The 17,705-nt window shown below is 45.8% G+C and carries 11 protein-coding genes and 1 pseudogene; 11 read left to right on the forward strand and 1 reads right to left on the reverse strand.

The window, feature by feature from the left end; all coding sequences use genetic code 11:
- Window positions 1-82: 82 nt before the first annotated feature.
- From O3627_RS02300 to O3627_RS02325, 6 genes and pseudogenes are all read left to right on the forward strand, one after another.
- A complete protein-coding gene (locus tag O3627_RS02300; RefSeq protein ID WP_048772785.1) occupies window positions 83-1,000 on the forward strand; it encodes an aspartate carbamoyltransferase catalytic subunit in 918 nt (305 codons plus the stop codon).
- Window positions 1,001-1,114: 114 nt separating this feature from the next.
- A complete protein-coding gene (locus O3627_RS02305; RefSeq protein ID WP_032908782.1) occupies window positions 1,115-2,191 on the forward strand; it encodes a carbamoyl phosphate synthase small subunit in 1,077 nt (358 codons plus the stop codon).
- A gap of 23 nt (window positions 2,192-2,214) precedes the next feature.
- The gene (carB, locus tag O3627_RS02310) at window positions 2,215-5,394 is read left to right on the forward strand and encodes a carbamoyl-phosphate synthase large subunit (RefSeq protein ID WP_002917115.1); all 3,180 of its coding nucleotides are present in this window, start codon (window positions 2,215-2,217) and stop codon (window positions 5,392-5,394) included.
- 283 nt (window positions 5,395-5,677) lie between these two features.
- Window positions 5,678-6,616 carry a metal ABC transporter solute-binding protein, Zn/Mn family gene (locus O3627_RS02315; protein WP_371621255.1) on the forward strand — a complete coding sequence of 313 codons (939 nt, stop codon included), beginning with the start codon at window positions 5,678-5,680 and terminating at the stop codon, window positions 6,614-6,616.
- Window positions 6,617-6,625: 9 nt separating this feature from the next.
- Complete coding sequence (locus O3627_RS02320) at window positions 6,626-10,171, forward strand: pneumococcal-type histidine triad protein (protein ID WP_125382352.1); 3,546 nt, start codon at window positions 6,626-6,628, stop codon at window positions 10,169-10,171.
- Between the two features lie 201 nt (window positions 10,172-10,372).
- A pseudogene (locus O3627_RS02325) lies at window positions 10,373-11,135 on the forward strand (hypothetical protein).
- A 97-nt stretch (window positions 11,136-11,232) separates the two neighbouring features.
- On the opposite strand, the gene pepT reads toward O3627_RS02325, so the two are convergent.
- The gene (gene pepT, locus O3627_RS02330; RefSeq protein ID WP_125382350.1) at window positions 11,233-12,456 is read right to left on the reverse strand and encodes a peptidase T; all 1,224 of its coding nucleotides are present in this window, start codon (window positions 12,454-12,456) and stop codon (window positions 11,233-11,235) included.
- Window positions 12,457-12,594: 138 nt separating this feature from the next.
- Here pepT and O3627_RS02335 point away from each other — a divergent pair, with 138 nt between their 5' ends.
- From O3627_RS02335 to hemH, 5 genes are all read left to right on the forward strand, one after another.
- A complete protein-coding gene (locus O3627_RS02335; protein ID WP_125382349.1) occupies window positions 12,595-13,365 on the forward strand; it encodes an SDR family oxidoreductase in 771 nt (256 codons plus the stop codon).
- 2 nt (window positions 13,366-13,367) lie between these two features.
- The gene (locus O3627_RS02340) at window positions 13,368-14,510 is read left to right on the forward strand and encodes a glycosyltransferase (RefSeq protein WP_185756113.1); all 1,143 of its coding nucleotides are present in this window, start codon (window positions 13,368-13,370) and stop codon (window positions 14,508-14,510) included.
- Window positions 14,503-15,150 (forward strand): hypothetical protein, encoded by a 648-nt coding sequence (locus O3627_RS02345; protein WP_371621256.1) that lies wholly within the window; start codon window positions 14,503-14,505, stop codon window positions 15,148-15,150. The genes O3627_RS02340 and O3627_RS02345 overlap by 8 nt, the downstream gene beginning before the upstream one ends.
- Window positions 15,119-16,402, forward strand: coding sequence for a glycosyltransferase (locus O3627_RS02350; RefSeq protein ID WP_371621257.1), 1,284 nt, complete (start codon window positions 15,119-15,121; stop codon window positions 16,400-16,402). Before O3627_RS02345 ends, O3627_RS02350 begins: the two co-directional genes overlap by 32 nt.
- A 195-nt stretch (window positions 16,403-16,597) precedes the next feature.
- Window positions 16,598-17,692: a ferrochelatase gene (gene hemH / locus O3627_RS02355; protein WP_371621286.1), complete on the forward strand. Its 1,095-nt coding sequence runs from the start codon at window positions 16,598-16,600 to the stop codon at window positions 17,690-17,692.
- Window positions 17,693-17,705: the final 13 nt, after the last annotated feature.

The raw sequence follows: 17,705 nt of genomic DNA on the forward strand, positions 1-17,705 counted from the left end.
GTTCAAAAATAGCTTGCTCTCAGAGCGACTTTACTTGCAGCACTCTGGAAGCCCTCATTCTTTCATAAAGGAGAATTACATCATGTCATCCAATCAAATCGCTCTTAAGAACCTTGTTTCTATGGAAACTCTGTCAAATGAAGAAGTTATGGCCTTGATTAAACGCGGAATCGAATTTAAAAATGGCGCTAAAGTTCATTATGATGAGCAGCATATCGTGTCTAACCTCTTCTTTGAGTCATCTACACGGACCCACAAGGCCTTTGAAGTAGCAGAGTTGAAGTTAGGTTGCGATCTTCTGGACTTTGATGTCAAGACCAGCTCGGTCAACAAAGGAGAAACCTTGTATGACACTATCCTGACAATGTCTGCCCTAGGCGTTGATGTCTGTGTCATTCGCCACCCAGAAGTAGATTATTACAAAGAGCTAGTGGAAAGTCCGACCATTACGACTTCCATCGTTAACGGTGGAGACGGTTCTGGTCAGCATCCTAGCCAAAGCTTGCTGGATTTGATGACTATTTATCAAGAGTTTGGTCGCTTTGAAGGACTCAAGGTTGCGATTGCTGGTGACTTGGATCATTCGCGCGTGGCTAAGTCAAACATGCAGATTCTCAAGCGCTTGGGTGCAGAGCTCTACTTTGCAGGTCCGGAAGAATGGCGGAGCCAAGAGTTTGCGGACTATGGTAAGTTTGTCACTATTGATGAGGTGATTGATCAAGTAGATGTCATGATGTTCCTGCGCGTGCAGCATGAGCGTCATGACTACGAGTCCATCTTTTCTAAAGAAAATTACCACAGACTGCATGGGCTGACTCAAGAGCGGTATGACCGCATGAAAGATACAGCGATTCTGATGCATCCGGCTCCAGTTAACCGTGATGTAGAAATTGCAGATCATCTGGTCGAAGCACCAAAATCGCGTATCGTTGAACAAATGACCAACGGCGTCTTTGTCAGAATGGCTATTATCGAAGCAGTTCTGAAAGGTCGTCAATAATCTCGGACAGTAGGCCGGGAGTGGGTGAAGCTATGTGAAGCAATCCCACTCCCTATTATTATATATCTTATGTGGATGGTCGTGGGCGGTCTGCATCTTGGACAGGAGGGAACAATGGCAAAGAGACTTTTAATATTAGAAAATGGCATGATTTTCGAAGGAGAAGCTTTTGGAGCGGATCTTTTTGTGACAGGCGAAATCGTCTTTAACACAGGCATGACGGGCTATCAGGAATCGATTACGGATCAGTCTTATAACGGCCAGATTCTGACCTTTACCTATCCCTTGGTTGGAAATTATGGTGTCAATCGGGACGACTATGAGTCCATTTTACCGACCTGCAAGGGAGTGGTGGTCTATGAGTATGCACGTCGTGCCAGCAATTGGCGCCAGCAATTATCTTTGGATGAGTTCCTCAAAATTAAGAAGATACCAGGCATTTCGGGAATTGATACAAGGGCGCTAACCAAGATTATCCGCCAACATGGAACCATGCGGGCAACCATTGCTAATGCGGATGATAGTATTGAGCATTTGCAAGACCAGCTGCAGGCGACAGTTCTGTCGACTGATAACATCAAGCAGGTGTCTACCAAGCAGTCTTATCCAGCTCCGGGAACGGGTCGCAGCGTGGTATTGGTGGACTTTGGTTTGAAGCATTCTATCCTTCGGGAGTTATCCAAGCGCAACTGCAGCGTGACAGTGGTGCCTTATGATACTAGCGCTGAGGAAATTCTCCAGCTCAATCCTGACGGCGTCATGCTGTCCAATGGACCGGGCAATCCAGAAGATGTGCCGGAGGCTCTGGACATGATTCGTGGTGTTCAGGGCGAAATTCCAATTTTCGGGATCTGTATGGGACATCAGCTCTTCTCCATGGCTAACGGTGCTAAGACGCATAAGATGAAGTTTGGCCACCGTGGTTTCAACCATGCGGTACGCGAGATTGCGACCGGACGAGTTGACTTTACCAGTCAAAATCACGGCTATGCCGTCAGCCGTGAGGATTTGCCAGAATGCCTGATTGTGACACATGAAGAAATCAATGATAAGTCCGTCGAAGGTGTGCGACATCGGGATTATCCTGCCTTTTCTGTGCAGTTCCACCCAGATGCTGCGCCGGGACCGCATGATGCAGACTATCTCTTTGATGAGTTTATGGAAATGATGGATGCCCATCAGGCATACTAGGAAGCAAGATTGAGAGGTGCACTATGCCAAAACGTAAAGATATTCAGAAAATTATGGTCATCGGTTCTGGTCCTATTGTTATCGGTCAGGCTGCGGAGTTTGACTATGCTGGGACCCAGGCTTGCCTGTCCTTGAAAGAAGAGGGCTACAGTGTTGTCTTGGTTAATTCTAACCCAGCAACCATCATGACGGACAAGGAAATTGCGGACCGAGTTTATATCGAGCCTATCACGCTGGAGTTTGTTGCGCGGATATTGCGTAAGGAGCGGCCAGATGCTCTGCTGCCTACTCTGGGTGGCCAGACCGGACTCAATATGGCCATGGAACTATCCAAGTCAGGGCTTTTAGAAGAGCTGGGAGTGGAACTCTTGGGGACTAAGTTATCAGCTATTGACCAAGCGGAAGACCGAGACCTCTTCAAGCAGCTGATGGAAGAGCTAGGCCAGCCCATCCCTGAGTCAGAAATTGTCAATACAGTTGATGAAGCACTGGAATTTGCGGCTGGCATCGGCTATCCAGTCATTGTCCGTCCGGCATTTACACTGGGAGGAACTGGTGGCGGTATCTGTAGCAATGAAGAAGAGCTGCAGGAAATTGCAGAAAACGGCCTCAAACTCTCTCCGGTTACTCAGTGTCTGATTGAGCGCTCTATAGCGGGCTTTAAGGAAATCGAATACGAAGTCATGCGGGATGGTGCAGACAATGCGCTGGTCGTATGTAATATGGAAAACTTTGATCCAGTCGGAATCCACACAGGTGATTCTATCGTTTTTGCACCTAGTCAGACCATCTCAGACTATGAATACCAGATGCTGCGGGACGCCAGCCTCAAGATTATCCGTGCGTTGAAGATTGAGGGGGGCTGTAATGTGCAGCTGGCTCTGGACCCGCATAGTTTCAAATACTATGTTATCGAGGTCAATCCACGGGTTTCCCGCTCATCAGCCCTTGCCTCTAAGGCGACCGGCTATCCGATTGCCAAGCTGGCGGCGAAAATCGCAGTCGGACTTACATTGGATGAAATCATTAATCCGGTGACAGGCTCTACCTATGCTATGTTTGAGCCGGCTCTGGACTATGTGGTCGCTAAGATTCCACGCTTTCCATTTGATAAGTTTGAGCAGGGTGAGCGCCGTCTGGGAACCCAGATGAAGGCGACGGGGGAAGTCATGGCTATCGGCCGCAATATTGAGGAGAGTCTGCTCAAGGCCTGCCGTTCTTTGGAAGTTGGTGTGGACCACAACGAGCTGCCTGCTCTCAGTCAAGTAAGCGATGATGAGCTGATGAGGAAGATTGTCAAAGCGCAAGATGACCGACTTTTCTATATCTCAGAGGCTATTCGTCGTGGTTACAGTCCAGATGAAATTGCTGAGCTGACCAAGATTGATGTCTTTTTCCTAGATAAGCTGCTCCATATTTACGAAATCGAGCAGGAACTGGCCAGTCATATCGGAGATAGCTATGTCCTTAAGAAAGCCAAACAAAATGGCTTTGCGGATACTAAGATTGCTGCCTTATGGGACACAACAGCTGAGCAGGTACGTCGCATCCGGCAGGAGCAGAAGATTGTGCCGGTTTACAAGATGGTAGATACTTGTGCTGCTGAGTTCGAGTCTGCGACGCCTTATTTCTACTCTACCTATGGTTTTGAAAATGAATCTATCAAATCCAGCAAGGAATCAGTTCTGGTGCTGGGTTCTGGTCCTATCCGAATCGGGCAGGGAGTCGAGTTTGACTATGCGACCGTTCATTCTGTAAAGGCTATTCAGGCAGCTGGCTACGAAGCGATTATCATGAATAGCAATCCGGAGACTGTATCGACTGACTTTTCTGTCTCTGACAAGCTCTACTTTGAGCCGCTGACCTTTGAAGATGTCATGAATGTCATTGAGCTGGAGCAGCCTAAAGGGGTTATCGTTCAGTTTGGTGGGCAGACAGCCATTAATCTTGCAGAGCCACTGTCCAAGGCTGGTGTTAAGATTTTAGGTACCCAAGTAGCGGACTTGGATCGGGCTGAGGATCGGGATCTCTTTGAGCAAGCTCTGAAGGAGCTGGATATTCCGCAGCCGCCAGGTCAGACGGCCACTAATGAAGAGGAAGCGGTAGAGGCTGCTCGTAAGATCGGCTTCCCCGTTCTGGTGCGGCCTTCCTATGTTTTGGGTGGTCGTGCTATGGAAATCGTAGAAAACGAAGCGGATCTACGCTCTTATATGCGGACAGCGGTTAAGGCTAGTCCAGACCATCCGGTTTTGGTGGATTCTTACATTGTCGGTGATGAGTGCGAAGTAGATGCCATTTCTGATGGCCGTCAGGTCTTGATTCCAGGGATTATGGAGCATATCGAGCGGGCAGGGGTTCACTCGGGGGATTCCATGGCAGCCTATCCGCCGCAAACCCTATCGAAGAAAGTCAAGGATACCATTGCAGACTATACCAAGCGTTTGGCTCTGGGACTGAACTGTATCGGCATGATGAATATTCAGTTCGTTATCAAAGATGAGCAGGTCTATGTCATTGAGGTCAATCCACGGGCCAGCCGGACTGTTCCTTTCTTGTCCAAGGTGACCGATATTCCGATGGCACAAGTAGCGACTCGTTTGATTCTTGGAGAAAGTTTGGCAGAGCTGGGCTATGAAGACGGTCTCCATCCAGAAAGTTCCATGGTTCATATCAAGGCGCCGGTCTTCTCCTTTACCAAGCTAGCGAAGGTCGACAGTCTCTTGGGACCTGAAATGAAGTCTACTGGTGAAGTCATGGGCAGCGATCGCACGCTCGAAAAAGCACTCTACAAGGCTTTTGAGGCTTCCTATCTCCATCTGCCAAACTTTGGTAATGTCGTCTTTACTATTGCAGACGACAGCAAGGAAGAAGCCCTGCAGCTGGCTCAGCGTTTTGCCAATATTGGCTATGGTATCTGGGCAACAAAGGGAACAGCCTCCTATTTTGAAAATCATGGTCTACACGTCCGTCTGGTGGAAAAAATCGGCAGTGATGATGACAAAGACATTCCAGCCTATATCCGCAAGGGCAAGGTTCAGGCTATTATCAACACGGTCGGAACCAAGCGGACAGCGGATAAGCATGGACAAATTATCCGTAGCTCAGCTATTGAGCACGGAGTACCACTCTTCACAGCCTTGGACACGGCCGATGCCATGCTGAAAGTGCTGGAAAGCCGCAGTTTCACTACAGAGGCGATATAGAGATGGAGTTTTCAATTCCAGATTGTCATTTGACTGTCTGTACGTCGGAAAAGTAATTTCATACAGTTAAGCTTGAAAAATGCATCTGTCCAATCTTATTCTATTCTTGAATAGTCATAATAAATAACTTTTCAAAATATATTAAATTAAAAGCAAAGAGGAAGTGGGAAAGAATTCCACTTCCTTTTTGCTTTATTTTCTTAAAAAGCTTGACAAAGAAGTTGACAAAGTGTATTATATTAACCAGTTAATAAACCGGTTAATAATAAGTTAAGGAGATATTATGAAACGCGCTTTAAAATTCTCAGCTTGCCTTAGCCTGCTGGCCCTGGCCTTGTGTCTATGGGCTTGTCAGTCTCAAAAAGAATCCAGTCCATCCAGTTCGTCGCAAGGCTTGAAGATTGTAACCAGCTTTTATCCTATTTACTCGATGGTTAAGGCTATATCAGGCGATCTGAATGACGTGCGCATGATTCAGTCTAGTAGTGGTATTCATGATTTTGAGCCTTCAGCCAATGATGTGGCAGCCATCTATGATGCAGATGTCTTTGTCTATCACTCACGTACCTTGGAGTCCTGGGCTAGCGAGCTGAATCCTAGTCTCAAGAATTCCAAGGTTCAAGTCCTTGAGGCTTCCCAGGGAATGGAGCTGGATCGGGTTGCAGGCTTGGAAGATGTCCAAGCGGGAGAGGGAGTGGATGAGAAGACGCTCTATGACCCCCATACCTGGTTGGATCCTCAGAAGGCCGCAGAGGAAGCCCAGATTATCGCCGACAGGCTGTCAGAGCTGGATAGCGACCATCGGGATACTTATCAGGCCAACGCCCGAAAATTTCAAGAAGAGGCCCAGGAGCTGACAGAACGCTATCAGGAGATTTTCGATAAAGTGCCCAACAAGACCTTTGTCACCCAGCATACAGCATTTTCTTATCTAGCCAAACGCTTCGGGCTGACCCAGTTGGGCATTGCTGGTATTTCACCGGAGCAGGAGCCTAGTCCGCGTCAGCTGACAGAGATAGAAGACTTTGTCAAGGAGCATCAGGTGAAGACCATTTTTGTGGAAAGCAATGCTTCTTCCAAAGTGGCTCAAACCTTGGTCAAGGAGACAGGTGTACAAATCAAGGAGCTGAATCCTCTGGAAGCAGACCCAGCCAACCAACTATCTTATTTAGAAAATTTAGAAAAGAATCTAGCTGTTTTAGCTAAAGATTTGAAAGGATAAAAGACAACCATGAAAAAGAAATATTTCCTTGTTTCAGCAGCTGTATTAGCTCTCGGCGTCGGAACTTATGGGCTTATCCAATGGCAAGCTCAGCCCCGACCTCAGACCAAAGATAACAAAGTAGCCTATATTGAGGACAAGACTTCAGGCGACAAGACGGATAAAAATTTGACATCTGATCAAATCAATGATGAAGAAGGTATCGAAGCAGAGCAGATTGTCGTGAAAATCACAGATCAGGGCTATGTCACTTCCCATGGAGACCATTATCATTACTTTGACGGGAAGGTGCCTTTTGATGCCATTATCAGCGAAGAGCTGATTATCCGAGATCCTAACTACACGCTGCAGGAAGCAGATATTGTCAATGAGGTCAAGGATGGTTATATCATCAAGGTGGAGGGGAAGTATTATCTCTACCTCAAGGATGCCAAGCATACCAGCAATGTCCGCTCGGTGGATGAGATTGCTCGGCAGAAGAAGCTGCATAAGAGCAAGCAAGAAGGCGATAGTGGCAAATCTTCCACAACAAAATCAAGCAAGACTCGCGATTTCAGCCAGCCCAGCAAGTCCTTAGCTGCGGGAAAGACAGCCGCAGATCTTGCAGGAGTTTCTTACCAAGGCCAAGGGGGATATAGGACGGATGATGGTTATACGTTCAGTCCCTCTGACGTCATCGAGGATACTGGCGATGCATTTATCGTGCCGCATGGCGGGCATTTTCACTACATTCCTAAGAGCGACCTGTCACCAGCAGAATTGGCTGCGGCTCAGAGCTACTGGAATAGCAGGCAGGCTGGCGGAAGGGTGAATCCGCCTGACTACGGCAGGACGATTGCTTCTTCCAACACATGGAATCAAAATAGTGCTATCAATCAGGGTGGAGCCGTCTCAAATCCGTCTCCACAGCTGCCAAATCATTCAAAGATTGAGCAGCCAAGTCCTGGCTTAGCGGTTACTCAGCCGAGTCCATCCAATCCGCTTCAGCCGTCTCAACCATCTCAGCCATCCATATCAAGTCTGCTGCAGCAACTCTATGCCCTGCCTCAGTCTCAGCGCTATCATGAAGGAGACGGCGTGGTGTTTGACCCGCTGAAAATCAGTCGTCGGACAGAAAATGGAGTCGTTATACCCCACGGAGACCACCATCATTTCATTCCTTATGACAAGCTGTCAGACTTGGAAGCGAAGATTGCCCGCTTGATTCCTATTGGCTATACTTACGAGCCGCTGGGCGATCCACTGCAAGCTTTGAAGCCTCAGCTACCGTCACAGCCTGAGCACGACCATGGTTTTCATGCGGAGGCTGTTATTGGCAAGGACGACCAAGGCTACATGGTATCGCACGGAGACCATGCTCATTACTTTTACAAGAAAGACTTGACTGCTGAACAGATTCAAGCAGCTGAGAAGGTCTTGGCCAAGCAGCAACCAGTAAAACCGTCAGCAGCAGTCAATGACGCTGAACGCTATTCACGCGATGCCAGCGATGAGGAAAAGATTGCTTATATCTCCCAGACCTATGGCGTTCCCAAGGAGGCGGTTCGCATCTCAAACGGTTTCTTTGTCTTTAATAACCCTGACCAAGCCTACGATCCGACTCATATCCACCCCTATGCTGTTCGCAAGGAGCATGTTCGTATTCCTCTGGTAACGGGTAATGCAGAGCTGGACTTCATGAATGAACTCTACACAACAGCCTTGCGCTCAGGTCTTTCGCCTTACAGTCTGCAGGTGGAAGATGGTCAGTTTGTTATTCCTCATGGCGACCATAACCACTATATCAAAATCCAGTCCAAGGGCGCAGCAGAAGCCTTGAAAAATCGTCTGCCTCAGATTCAATCTAAGTATGAGCAGGGCGATTATGATGAGGCTGCTGTTTTGCAAAAAGTAGAAAGCCTAAAAGCAGACAGTCAGCGTCTCTATGCCGATGATCCTCTTATGCAGCGGCGGATTGAGCTTGCTTTGGGGCAGTTTGTAGAAACCATGAAGAAGCTGCCAAGCAACTCAACAGCTGGTTATCTGAGCAGTCTGGATAACTTTGATAAGCAGTTTATCCATGTGGATCAGACGGTCAACCCAATCCAAGAGACCGAGCTGGACAAGAGCTATCAAGGACTTTTGGAGAGAATGAACCGACTTGACACGGATAGCTATGGGCTGAAGAAAGCTGACTTGCTGCAGCGTCTGCAAAATGCTTATGCTGGGCAGAATCAAGCTGAAATGGCAGAGATAGGACAAGTATTATCCGCTTTAGAAGATTATCATGATAGGACAGGCGTCACAGCGGTTGAGTATATTCATTATTTCTACCAAGCATTGGAGGATGGTCGCTTGAGCCCTGAGCTGCGCAGAAAAGCAGCTGGGCTGACCTTGACTCTCTATAAGTCCCAAGCCTTTATAGAAGCGACCAATCTCCAGCAGCTTTTTCCTGCTCTCTATCAAACTAAAAAAGAGATTGCAGCAGCCCTTGCTGGCGGCCGACCTTCTCCGTCCTCTGAAAAGACAGAGCTGGATCAGGGAGAGCCCGATCAGCCAACCTACAAAGCCATGATTTATGACTTTTTGAAGGGGATTTATGATGATTTTGGCACCTCAGATGATAGCGAGAAGAGTGCCCAAGCAATTGTCTTCCTTGGAAAAGCGCAGGAATTGCTAGGAGAAGTAAAGGACCAGAACAGCCGAGCAGACTATGCAGCTAGAATCTTGGAACTAGGCAAGGAACTAAAGATCAGCAGCTCAGATAAGCAAGCTCTGCTGACAGCAAGTCAGAAGCTTTTGGACCAGATGAGCCGGACCATTGCTGGACAAAAGGAAGAGCCATCTAATACGGAAAATCAGGAAGCTTATCAACAGCTTTATAATCTTCTCATGTCTATCCATCAGTATTTGGAAAAGAATCAAGGAAGTGAGCTGCAATACCAGCAGCTGGACCAGCTTTTTGATAAGCTTGGACAGAGAGCTACAGACAAGAAAGAGCTGCTTAAGGAAATCCTGGCCTTCCAGAAGTCACTTGTCAATCCTAAGGGAACAAGCGAGTCCGATTCTCAGCATAGCAACGATGATGACTATCACTTTAATCTGCAGGATATGGTCGGAGCCGATGAGCAAGGCTATCGTGTAGCCCATCTGGATCACGAGCACTATATTTACAAGAAGGACTTGTCAGAAGACGAGCGTCAAGCAGCAGATGCCTATGCGGTACAAAAAGGTTTCTTGAAAGCACTGGCTGAACAGCGTGCTTCTGGTCAGGTATCAAGCAGCAGTGCTCCAGAAACTGCGCAAAATGGCAATCTACCTTCCGAATCTACCACTAGAGAAGCAGCTCAAAACCAATCTGACAAACCAGCAGAAGCTTTGACAGCAACAAACCCAATTGGTCAATCAAGCTTAGCAGCGAGTTTTGGCATGACAGAGGAAGCATTCAACCAGAAATTGCAGGAACTTTCTCAGTTCTACGGTGTCAGCCCAGAGACTTTCAGCTATAATCCAGCAACCAGAAGCATCAGCTTTACAGGAGCAGACGGGCAACAGAAAACTGTTCAGATTAGCTAAGCTTACATTTTAATGTAAAACAACAATCAAACGAATGATGAAGACCAAGTCAAGTCTAAGACCATCATTCGTTTTTGATTTTCACAACCCTATACTTATTTGATTGATATTGTGTTAAAATAAACAGAGAAAATAATAAGGATTGGCAAGGTATGCTTATTATTGGAATGATTTGACCGTTGCTTGGAGAGGAATATTAAAATGAGATTATTCAATTATACATTTGAAGAAAGTCAATCTTTCGTTAATGAAGATATTATAAATAAAGTAAAGACCAAAGGGAGTTATAAACGCTTCATAGGATTTGCATTGTTTTCAATCTTGCTATATGTTTTATCTTTAGTAGTTCCTGTACTATTAAGCGGTGATACTATATATACTACGCAAAATTTCAGTTGGTTCAATGTACCTTTAATTCTTATGTTCCTTATGTTTTACATCATTTATATTATTTCTTCTATAAAGTATAGAAACAATCCAATGATTTTAAAATATATAACTTTTTGTTATATGCTTTTGTTAATATTCATAATGGAAATTTGTTTAACTTTATCAATAGCTTCACGAAGAAATCTTCTAGGAATTCTATCGGGATTTCTGTTTGTAATTGTCTGCTATTATCTCATGAGAACCGTTCCTAGAAAAATAAGAGAATCGGTAGAAAAAGGGAAACATTTGTTCCTTTATCAGCTTTGTTTACAGAGAAAGTCTCTGATGGCCTCATTTTTATAGGGGAACGGGAATTACTGCGTTTTTAGTGTTATTTGATCGTTCGACAGGAAGTGATACTAGGGGGGCAATCAATGCTATTGTCACACCTTTTGTGCCTGCGATTCTTTTATTTGCTGTATATGTCTTTTCCATTGACCTTCTGAGAGGCTATTATCTTTTTAATTATTCTGAACAATATCGGAAACAATTCGGTTACTCAGTTAAAGACTGGTATGCTGTTTTCATTCGCTGAATGTATTATTCTCTGCAAATTATAATGGTGAGGTAGCTTTTCTCTACAAATCACAAAAAAACCACAGAAATTCCTCGTAATTTCTGTGGTTTCGTTTTTAATCTTGATAGGAAACAATGCCGATGATGGTATCGACAGCGCGTTCCATGGTTTCTAGGCTGACATATTCGAAGCGGCCGTGCATGTTTTCGCCGCCGGCAAAGAGGTTAGGTGTCGGGATGCCCATAAAGGAAATTTTAGAGCCATCAGTTCCGCCACGGATAGGCTCGATAATAGGCTGGATGTCCAGACTTTCCATAACCGCCTTGGCGATATGGATAGGGGTCATGTCTTTTTCAATGACCTGCTTCATGTTGTAATACTGGTCTTTGAGGGTCAAGATAACACGCTCGCTGCCCAGCTCTTGGTTCATCTTGTCAGCAATAGCCTGCATAGCAGCCTTGCGATTTTCAAAAGCCTCTGTCTCAAAGTCGCGGACAATGTAACTAGCATGTGCTTCTTCGACAGTACCGGTCAGGTTCATCAGGTGGTAGAAGCCTTGGTAGCCTTCAGTCTTCTCTGGTCGGTCCGCTTCTGGCAGCTGGTTGTGGAAGTCAATAGCCAGCTGGAGAGCATTGACCATCTGGTCTTTAGCAGTTCCCGGATGGACATTGCGACCTTGAAAGGTCAGCTCTGCTCCAGCAGCGCTAAAGGTTTCGTACTGGAGCTCACCTAGAGGTCCGCCATCTACTGTGTAGGCAAAGTCCACATCAAAGTCCTCAGCGTCAAACTTATCAGCCCCGATACCGATTTCCTCATCTGGTCCAAAGCCAACTCGAATTTCTCCATGCTTGATTTCTGGATGAGTAGAGAGGTATTCGATAGCAGTCATGATTTCAGCAATACCTGACTTGTCGTCTGCTCCCAAAAGTGTGGTTCCGTCAGTCGTAATTAAGGTTTGGCCCTTGTATTTATGGAGACTGGCGAAGTCCTCAGGATCTAGGTTAAAGCCGGATTGCCCCAGCGGGATCACACCGCCGTCATAATTCTCGATGATCTGTGGCTGGATGTTTTCTGCGTTGAAGTCCGCCGTATCCATGTGGGAAATAAAGCCAATCTTGCGGGTAAATCTAGGGTCGTTGGCTGGCAGAGTTCCAATTGCAAAACCATTGGGTAGGTAATAAACATTTTCCAAACCGACCCGCTTCATTTCAGGGATGAGGACATTTTTGGCAAAGTCCACCTGACTCTGAGTGCTGGGTGTAGTAGTAGATGTCTCGTCTGAGCGCGTGTTGACCTTGACATAGGTCAGGAAACGCTCTAAAAGATTAGGATATTTCATAAATGCTCCTTTTTCATTTCATTTAAATCTATTTTAGCATATTCAGGGGAGAGTGAGAAATGTTTTTCGTTTCTTGAGGGCAAAGGTAAAATCTAGCAATTAGTTTTATATCTTGTCAAAATCTGGTAAACTATATCTATGCAATTGGAAAAAACAATCAGCAAAGCTGTGATTTTGGGGGCTTCGGGAGGTATAGGTCGTCAGCTAGCTAAAGAACTGGCTCAAAGGACAGACCAGCTTGTCTTGGTTGGCAGAGATGAAGCGAACCTCACTCAGTTGCAAGAGGACTTGTCTGGAGTTAGAGCTAAGCTTTCCTGTAGAGTTTTGGATTTGCTGGATGCAGCTGCGGTAGACGATTTTGCTCAGCAGCTAGAGGCAGATCTACTGATTAATTGCTGCGGTCTGGCGAACTTTGGTCCAGCGCTATCTCTTTCGGAAGCAGATGAAAATGCCCTCTGGCAGGTCAATTACCAAGCGCCGATTCGACTGATGAGGCAAATCGTGGAGCGCAATCGCAAGATAAGACTTGTCCAACTTTCCTCTCTGGCAGCGCTTTGTCCCCATCCTTATCTGGCGGCTTACAGCGCCAGTAAGGCCGCTTTGCAGACCTACTGTCTAGCCTTGCAAGAAGAGCTGCGCCTCAAAGGCTCTGAAATGACAGTTTGTCTTTATATACTGGGACCGGTTCGGACTTCTATCTTTCCTCCAGAGCTGCAGGATGCTTTGGGTGGAAGTCAGTTGCAAATGAGCCCAGTGATAGCGGCACGGCGGATCATCAGACTCCTTCAGCAAGGCCGTTCCTATGCTATAGTGGGCAAGAGATATCGACTACTGGCTTGGCTCATGAAGCTACTTCCGCAAAGATGGATTATCCGTTTGATTGGCGCATATCTACGAAAGGGGCTTTGATTATGAAACTTATTTTTCTCCTGCTGACTGCTGCTTATCTGTTTCTCTTTATCTTGCGTTGGCTCTTGTCTTTGGCTTATTTGAAAAAAGGGCAGAGCTCTTCATCAGACTTTCAAGAGAAGCTTTATACGGTGGTCCAGCCCATCCTATCTGGTGATCCTCGTTTGGAAAATGACTTACTAGCCAATCTCCAGCAGACAGAAGCAGTTGAGTTTTACTGGCTGATTGATCAGTCTGACCCAGAGGCGCAGCGAGTGGCTGATAAGATTTGTCAAAACCCTTCCTATGCCCAGCGTATTCGCGTTTTTCTCATGGGGGATGTCCCTCAGGGGATTAATCCTAAGAGTTATAAGATTGAGAAGATTATAGATGGGCTGACCCGGCCATATCTGATTGTTCTCGATGACGACAGTGTCATTGATTTTTCAAAAATGGGAGAATTGACAGACTATCTAGGTGAGAATGTTATTTTGACAGGCATTCCCTATAATCAAGAGAGAAGTAATTTCTGGTCCAAGCTAGTAGCGGCTTTTGTCAATGGAAATTCTTTCATTACTTATTTTACCATGGCAGAAGTCAAAGCCAATCACTCGATTAATGGAATGTTCTACATCCTGCCACTTGAACTAGCTAGAGAGCAGCAGCTCTTCAGTGCTATAAAAGACTACCTATGTGATGATTTGGCTGTAGCGGATTTTCTGCGCAGCAAGGGAGTGGAGATTATCCAGACGCGGGTGACCTGTAATGTCCGGACTACTATCAAGGATGCCAAGCAATATCTGCTGCAAATGAAGCGTTGGCTGCTTTTTAGCTCTATCTATCTGAAGGAGCACTTGGACTGGAAGGTTATTATTTTAATTGTTCTTCCTAGTTTTCTGTCCTTTCCTGCCTTGCTCATTAGTTTCTTTCTTGGCTGGCCTTTTGTACTTCTGGCTTTGCTTTTGCTCTTGATCAAAGCGGTTTGGATGCTGGCATATCGTCGCCTTATCCTAACTGCTCGGCCGTATCCTGATGAAGTGTTCTACGAGGTGCTGAACGACCTAGTCTTGCCTTGGCTTTTCCTCTATGTCTTGCTCAGTCCGCGGGTGATTAACTGGCGGGGAAGGAAGATTCGAGTGACGGATGGGAAAATCCGCTATGAGTAAGATGAAGCAGTATTTGGATAAGTTGGATGCTCTGTCGCCAGACCAAACCATGTTAAAATCAAGCAAAGTTTTGCTTTTTCTCAGTGGCAGCAGTCATTTGGAGAGCGCTAGTCTGACTGCAGGACAACTTGAGTTTCTTGAACAAATTTGTCCACCAGATTTCTCAGTGGTGGCTAGCAATTTTCCGTTTAACCAGAGATTTGAGCATGAGCGACAAACCCAAATTTCCTTGCTGACAGCTTCCATTTCCAATATCCGTTACTATGGGCATACTCTCTACAATTCTCGCTTTCAGGAGGCTTTGCAACGTCATATATCTCCTTTACTGGATGCTGAGGATGCTGTCATTATCTGCAAAAGCTCTGGGCTCAATATGCTAACCCAGTGGCTGAAGGGCTTGGGTGAGGAAAATCTGCCGATTAGACTGAGGGTGATTGCGCTAGGGCCTGTTTCACGGAGACTCCTAAATAGCAAGGATATTGACTTGCTGGTCATCAAGGGCAGGAAGGATATTTACAGCAGATTTTTAGATGGCCATCCAGCTGATGTGATGGTGGATAGCAATCATTTTGATTATGAATACAGGGAAGATGTGAAAGGATTAGTTTATGAATGGATTAGAAAAAGTGATAAAGATTGATGTGATTAGTGTGCCATTTAGTGGCCACCTACTGCCTACTTTGACCTTAGTTAAGCCTCTGCTAGCGGATCCACGTTTTCAGATTCGGGTTATCACTGGCTGCCAAAAGAAAGAGCTAGTAGAGGAAATTGGTTTTGACTGTCTGGCCCTCTTTCCAGAAAGACCGACCGTGATGGAAGACATCGCCAATACTCCGCAGCAAAGCAATCTTTTGATTGCCTATCAGCAGTTTCGGGCCAATTCTAGACTAATTCCAGAGGTTATAGACGAATTAAATCGAATTTGGCAAGAGGGTGGTAAACCGGATTTGGTCATAGCAGATTTTGTTGCTTCACCAGCAGGTCTGATTTCTGATCGCTTTGACATCCCCTGGATAACCACAATTCCGAGTCCGGTTGCGATTGAGTGCCGGACGACAACGCCGACCTATTTGGGAGGATGGAAACCTCATCAGGGTGCCTTATACAAGTTCAGAGATGCCTTGGGCAGGCAAGTTATTCGCTGTGGAAAGAAAATGGCTTTTGCTTTAGTTCGGAAGAGTTTGGGAGACTATCAAGATTTTAAACTTTATAGGGAAGACGGCACAGAAGCTATTTATTCGCCTTACTCTATCTTGGCTTTGGGCATGAAAGAGCTGGAGTTTCGAGATGATTTTCCTAAGCATCTTCGCTGGGTTGGCTACAAATGCCTGTCCTTTGATCGTCTGCCTGAAGCACATGAGTCTTATTTTGAGACCGATAAGAAGCGGGTTTTAGTGACTTGCGGTACGCATTTGAAATGGGAGAAGGAGCGCATGGTGGAGCGGGCGAAAAAACTGAGCCAACTCTACCCAGATTACCTCTTTTACGTCACCTTGGGAGAAGCTAGTGGCTTGGGAAATGTTCCTCGCAAACTGGCGGAAAACCTGCTGCTCTTTGACTATCTGCCTTATACAGATATTCTGGATAAGATAGATTTTGCCATTCACCATGCGGGGACGGGTATCATGATGGCCTGTATTGAGCATGAGATTCCCAGTCTCATTTTGCCGCAGGATTATGACCAGTTTGACAATGCCGTTCGTGCTGAGCTAGCTCAGGTGGGGCTAGTTGCTCGCAGAAAGACCGATGCAGAAGTGCAGCGCCTTTTTAAGGAATTGACGAATCGCCCGGACTGGTCTCAGTTGAAAACTCTTGCCCAGCAAAGCAAAGAATATCAGCCTACAGAAATTCTCTATCAAGAGCTTGGGCAGCTGCTCAAGGTTGATTTATAACTGGAAAACTCAACAAACTATTAAAGCATACTTCCAATATTAAAGTGTCTGAATTATTAAATTTCCCTATTCTTTTCAAGGAATAGGTTTTTTGGTCTATTCAAGTCTTTTTTAAGATGTTAAAATGAAAGTGATTACAAGAAAGTCATTGGAAAGCCAGCTTGGCTTTCTCGGTGTGACTGAAGAGGAAAGATGATGAAGAAAGCAATTCTAATGATGACTTTTGGCTCGCCAGAGGAGATTAGCTTTGAGGGAGTGGCTGAATTTTTTACCAATATTCGCCGCGGTGTCAGGCCGCAAGACCATGAAATTCAGACCCTCTATGATAACTATGTCCTCATCGGTGGAACGCCTCTGCAGCGTATCAGTCTAGAAGAGGTTGAAAAGGTTAGTCAGCGTTTGGCTGGCGAGTATGCGGTTTATTTTGCCAATAAATTCTCATGTCCTTTTATTCCAGATGTGATTGAGCAGATGGAAGAGGATGGTATTGAGGATTGTATCTGTTTGATTCTAGAGCCTCATTTTTCTTACTATTCTGTCATGGGCTATGAGAAGTTTATCCAGAGTGATTCCATCCGCTTTAATATCATTAAGGAATGGTATCAGGAAGAAGCTATTCTTGGTTATTGGGCAGAGGAGCTGAGAAAGATTCTTACAGAAGAGGTTAGAGAAGAGACCTTCAAGATTTTCTTCTCAGCCCACAGTGTGCCTATTCTGGCCTTGGATTTCGGAGATCCTTACATTGATCAGATCTATGACAATGCCCGTTTGATTGCTGAAAGGTTAGGTCTGACAGAAGAGGATTATCTCAATGTTTGGCAAAGTGAGAGTGACATCGGACTCCCTTGGATCAAACCTGACGTGCTGGACTATATGCGCCAGCAAGAAACACTTCCGCAGCATTATATTTTTGTGCCGATTAGCTTTATCAGTGAGCATATAGAGGTCCTTTTTGACAATGACGTGGAGTGTAAGGAACTTTGCGATGAACTGGGTGTTGCTTATCATAGACCGCCTATGCCCAATGCAGACGACCGTTTAATTGACGCCCTGATTCAAACTATCCGCCGCCATGAGCATGAACCCTTCAAAGAATGCTTTCCAGAAGAAGAAACCTTCGATGAATTGCAGCCGTCGGAGGAGAGCTGCCAGATTCTTGCAGAGGATGCAGAGCTGAAAATGCCAGATTTCGTCAAGAAGCTGATTGAGAAAAAGGGGCGCGAGAATGTTAAGATGCCGTATTTTGTCAAGAAAATGCTGGAGAAAGCAGGAAAACTGCCCAAGAGTTGATTGTTCATATTCG

Source organism: Streptococcus sp. 27098_8_82 (assembly GCF_041431615.1).
GTDB lineage: Bacteria > Bacillota > Bacilli > Lactobacillales > Streptococcaceae > Streptococcus > Streptococcus sanguinis_K.

Bases quoted from the DNA above. Each gene is read 5' to 3' on its own strand.
- O3627_RS02300 (WP_048772785.1), top strand. From the start codon at position 83: ATGTCATCCAATCAAATCGCTCTTAAGAACCTTGTTTCTATGGAAACT.
- O3627_RS02305 (WP_032908782.1), top strand. From the start codon at position 1,115: ATGGCAAAGAGACTTTTAATATTAGAAAATGGCATGATTTTCGAAGGA.
- carB (WP_002917115.1), top strand. From the start codon at position 2,215: ATGCCAAAACGTAAAGATATTCAGAAAATTATGGTCATCGGTTCTGGT.
- O3627_RS02315 (WP_371621255.1), top strand. From the start codon at position 5,678: ATGAAACGCGCTTTAAAATTCTCAGCTTGCCTTAGCCTGCTGGCCCTG.
- O3627_RS02320 (WP_125382352.1), top strand. From the start codon at position 6,626: ATGAAAAAGAAATATTTCCTTGTTTCAGCAGCTGTATTAGCTCTCGGC.
- pepT (WP_125382350.1), bottom strand. From the start codon at position 12,456: ATGAAATATCCTAATCTTTTAGAGCGTTTCCTGACCTATGTCAAGGTC.
- O3627_RS02335 (WP_125382349.1), top strand. From the start codon at position 12,595: ATGCAATTGGAAAAAACAATCAGCAAAGCTGTGATTTTGGGGGCTTCG.
- O3627_RS02340 (WP_185756113.1), top strand. From the start codon at position 13,368: ATGAAACTTATTTTTCTCCTGCTGACTGCTGCTTATCTGTTTCTCTTT.
- O3627_RS02345 (WP_371621256.1), top strand. From the start codon at position 14,503: ATGAGTAAGATGAAGCAGTATTTGGATAAGTTGGATGCTCTGTCGCCA.
- O3627_RS02350 (WP_371621257.1), top strand. From the start codon at position 15,119: ATGAATGGATTAGAAAAAGTGATAAAGATTGATGTGATTAGTGTGCCA.
- hemH (WP_371621286.1), top strand. From the start codon at position 16,598: ATGAAGAAAGCAATTCTAATGATGACTTTTGGCTCGCCAGAGGAGATT.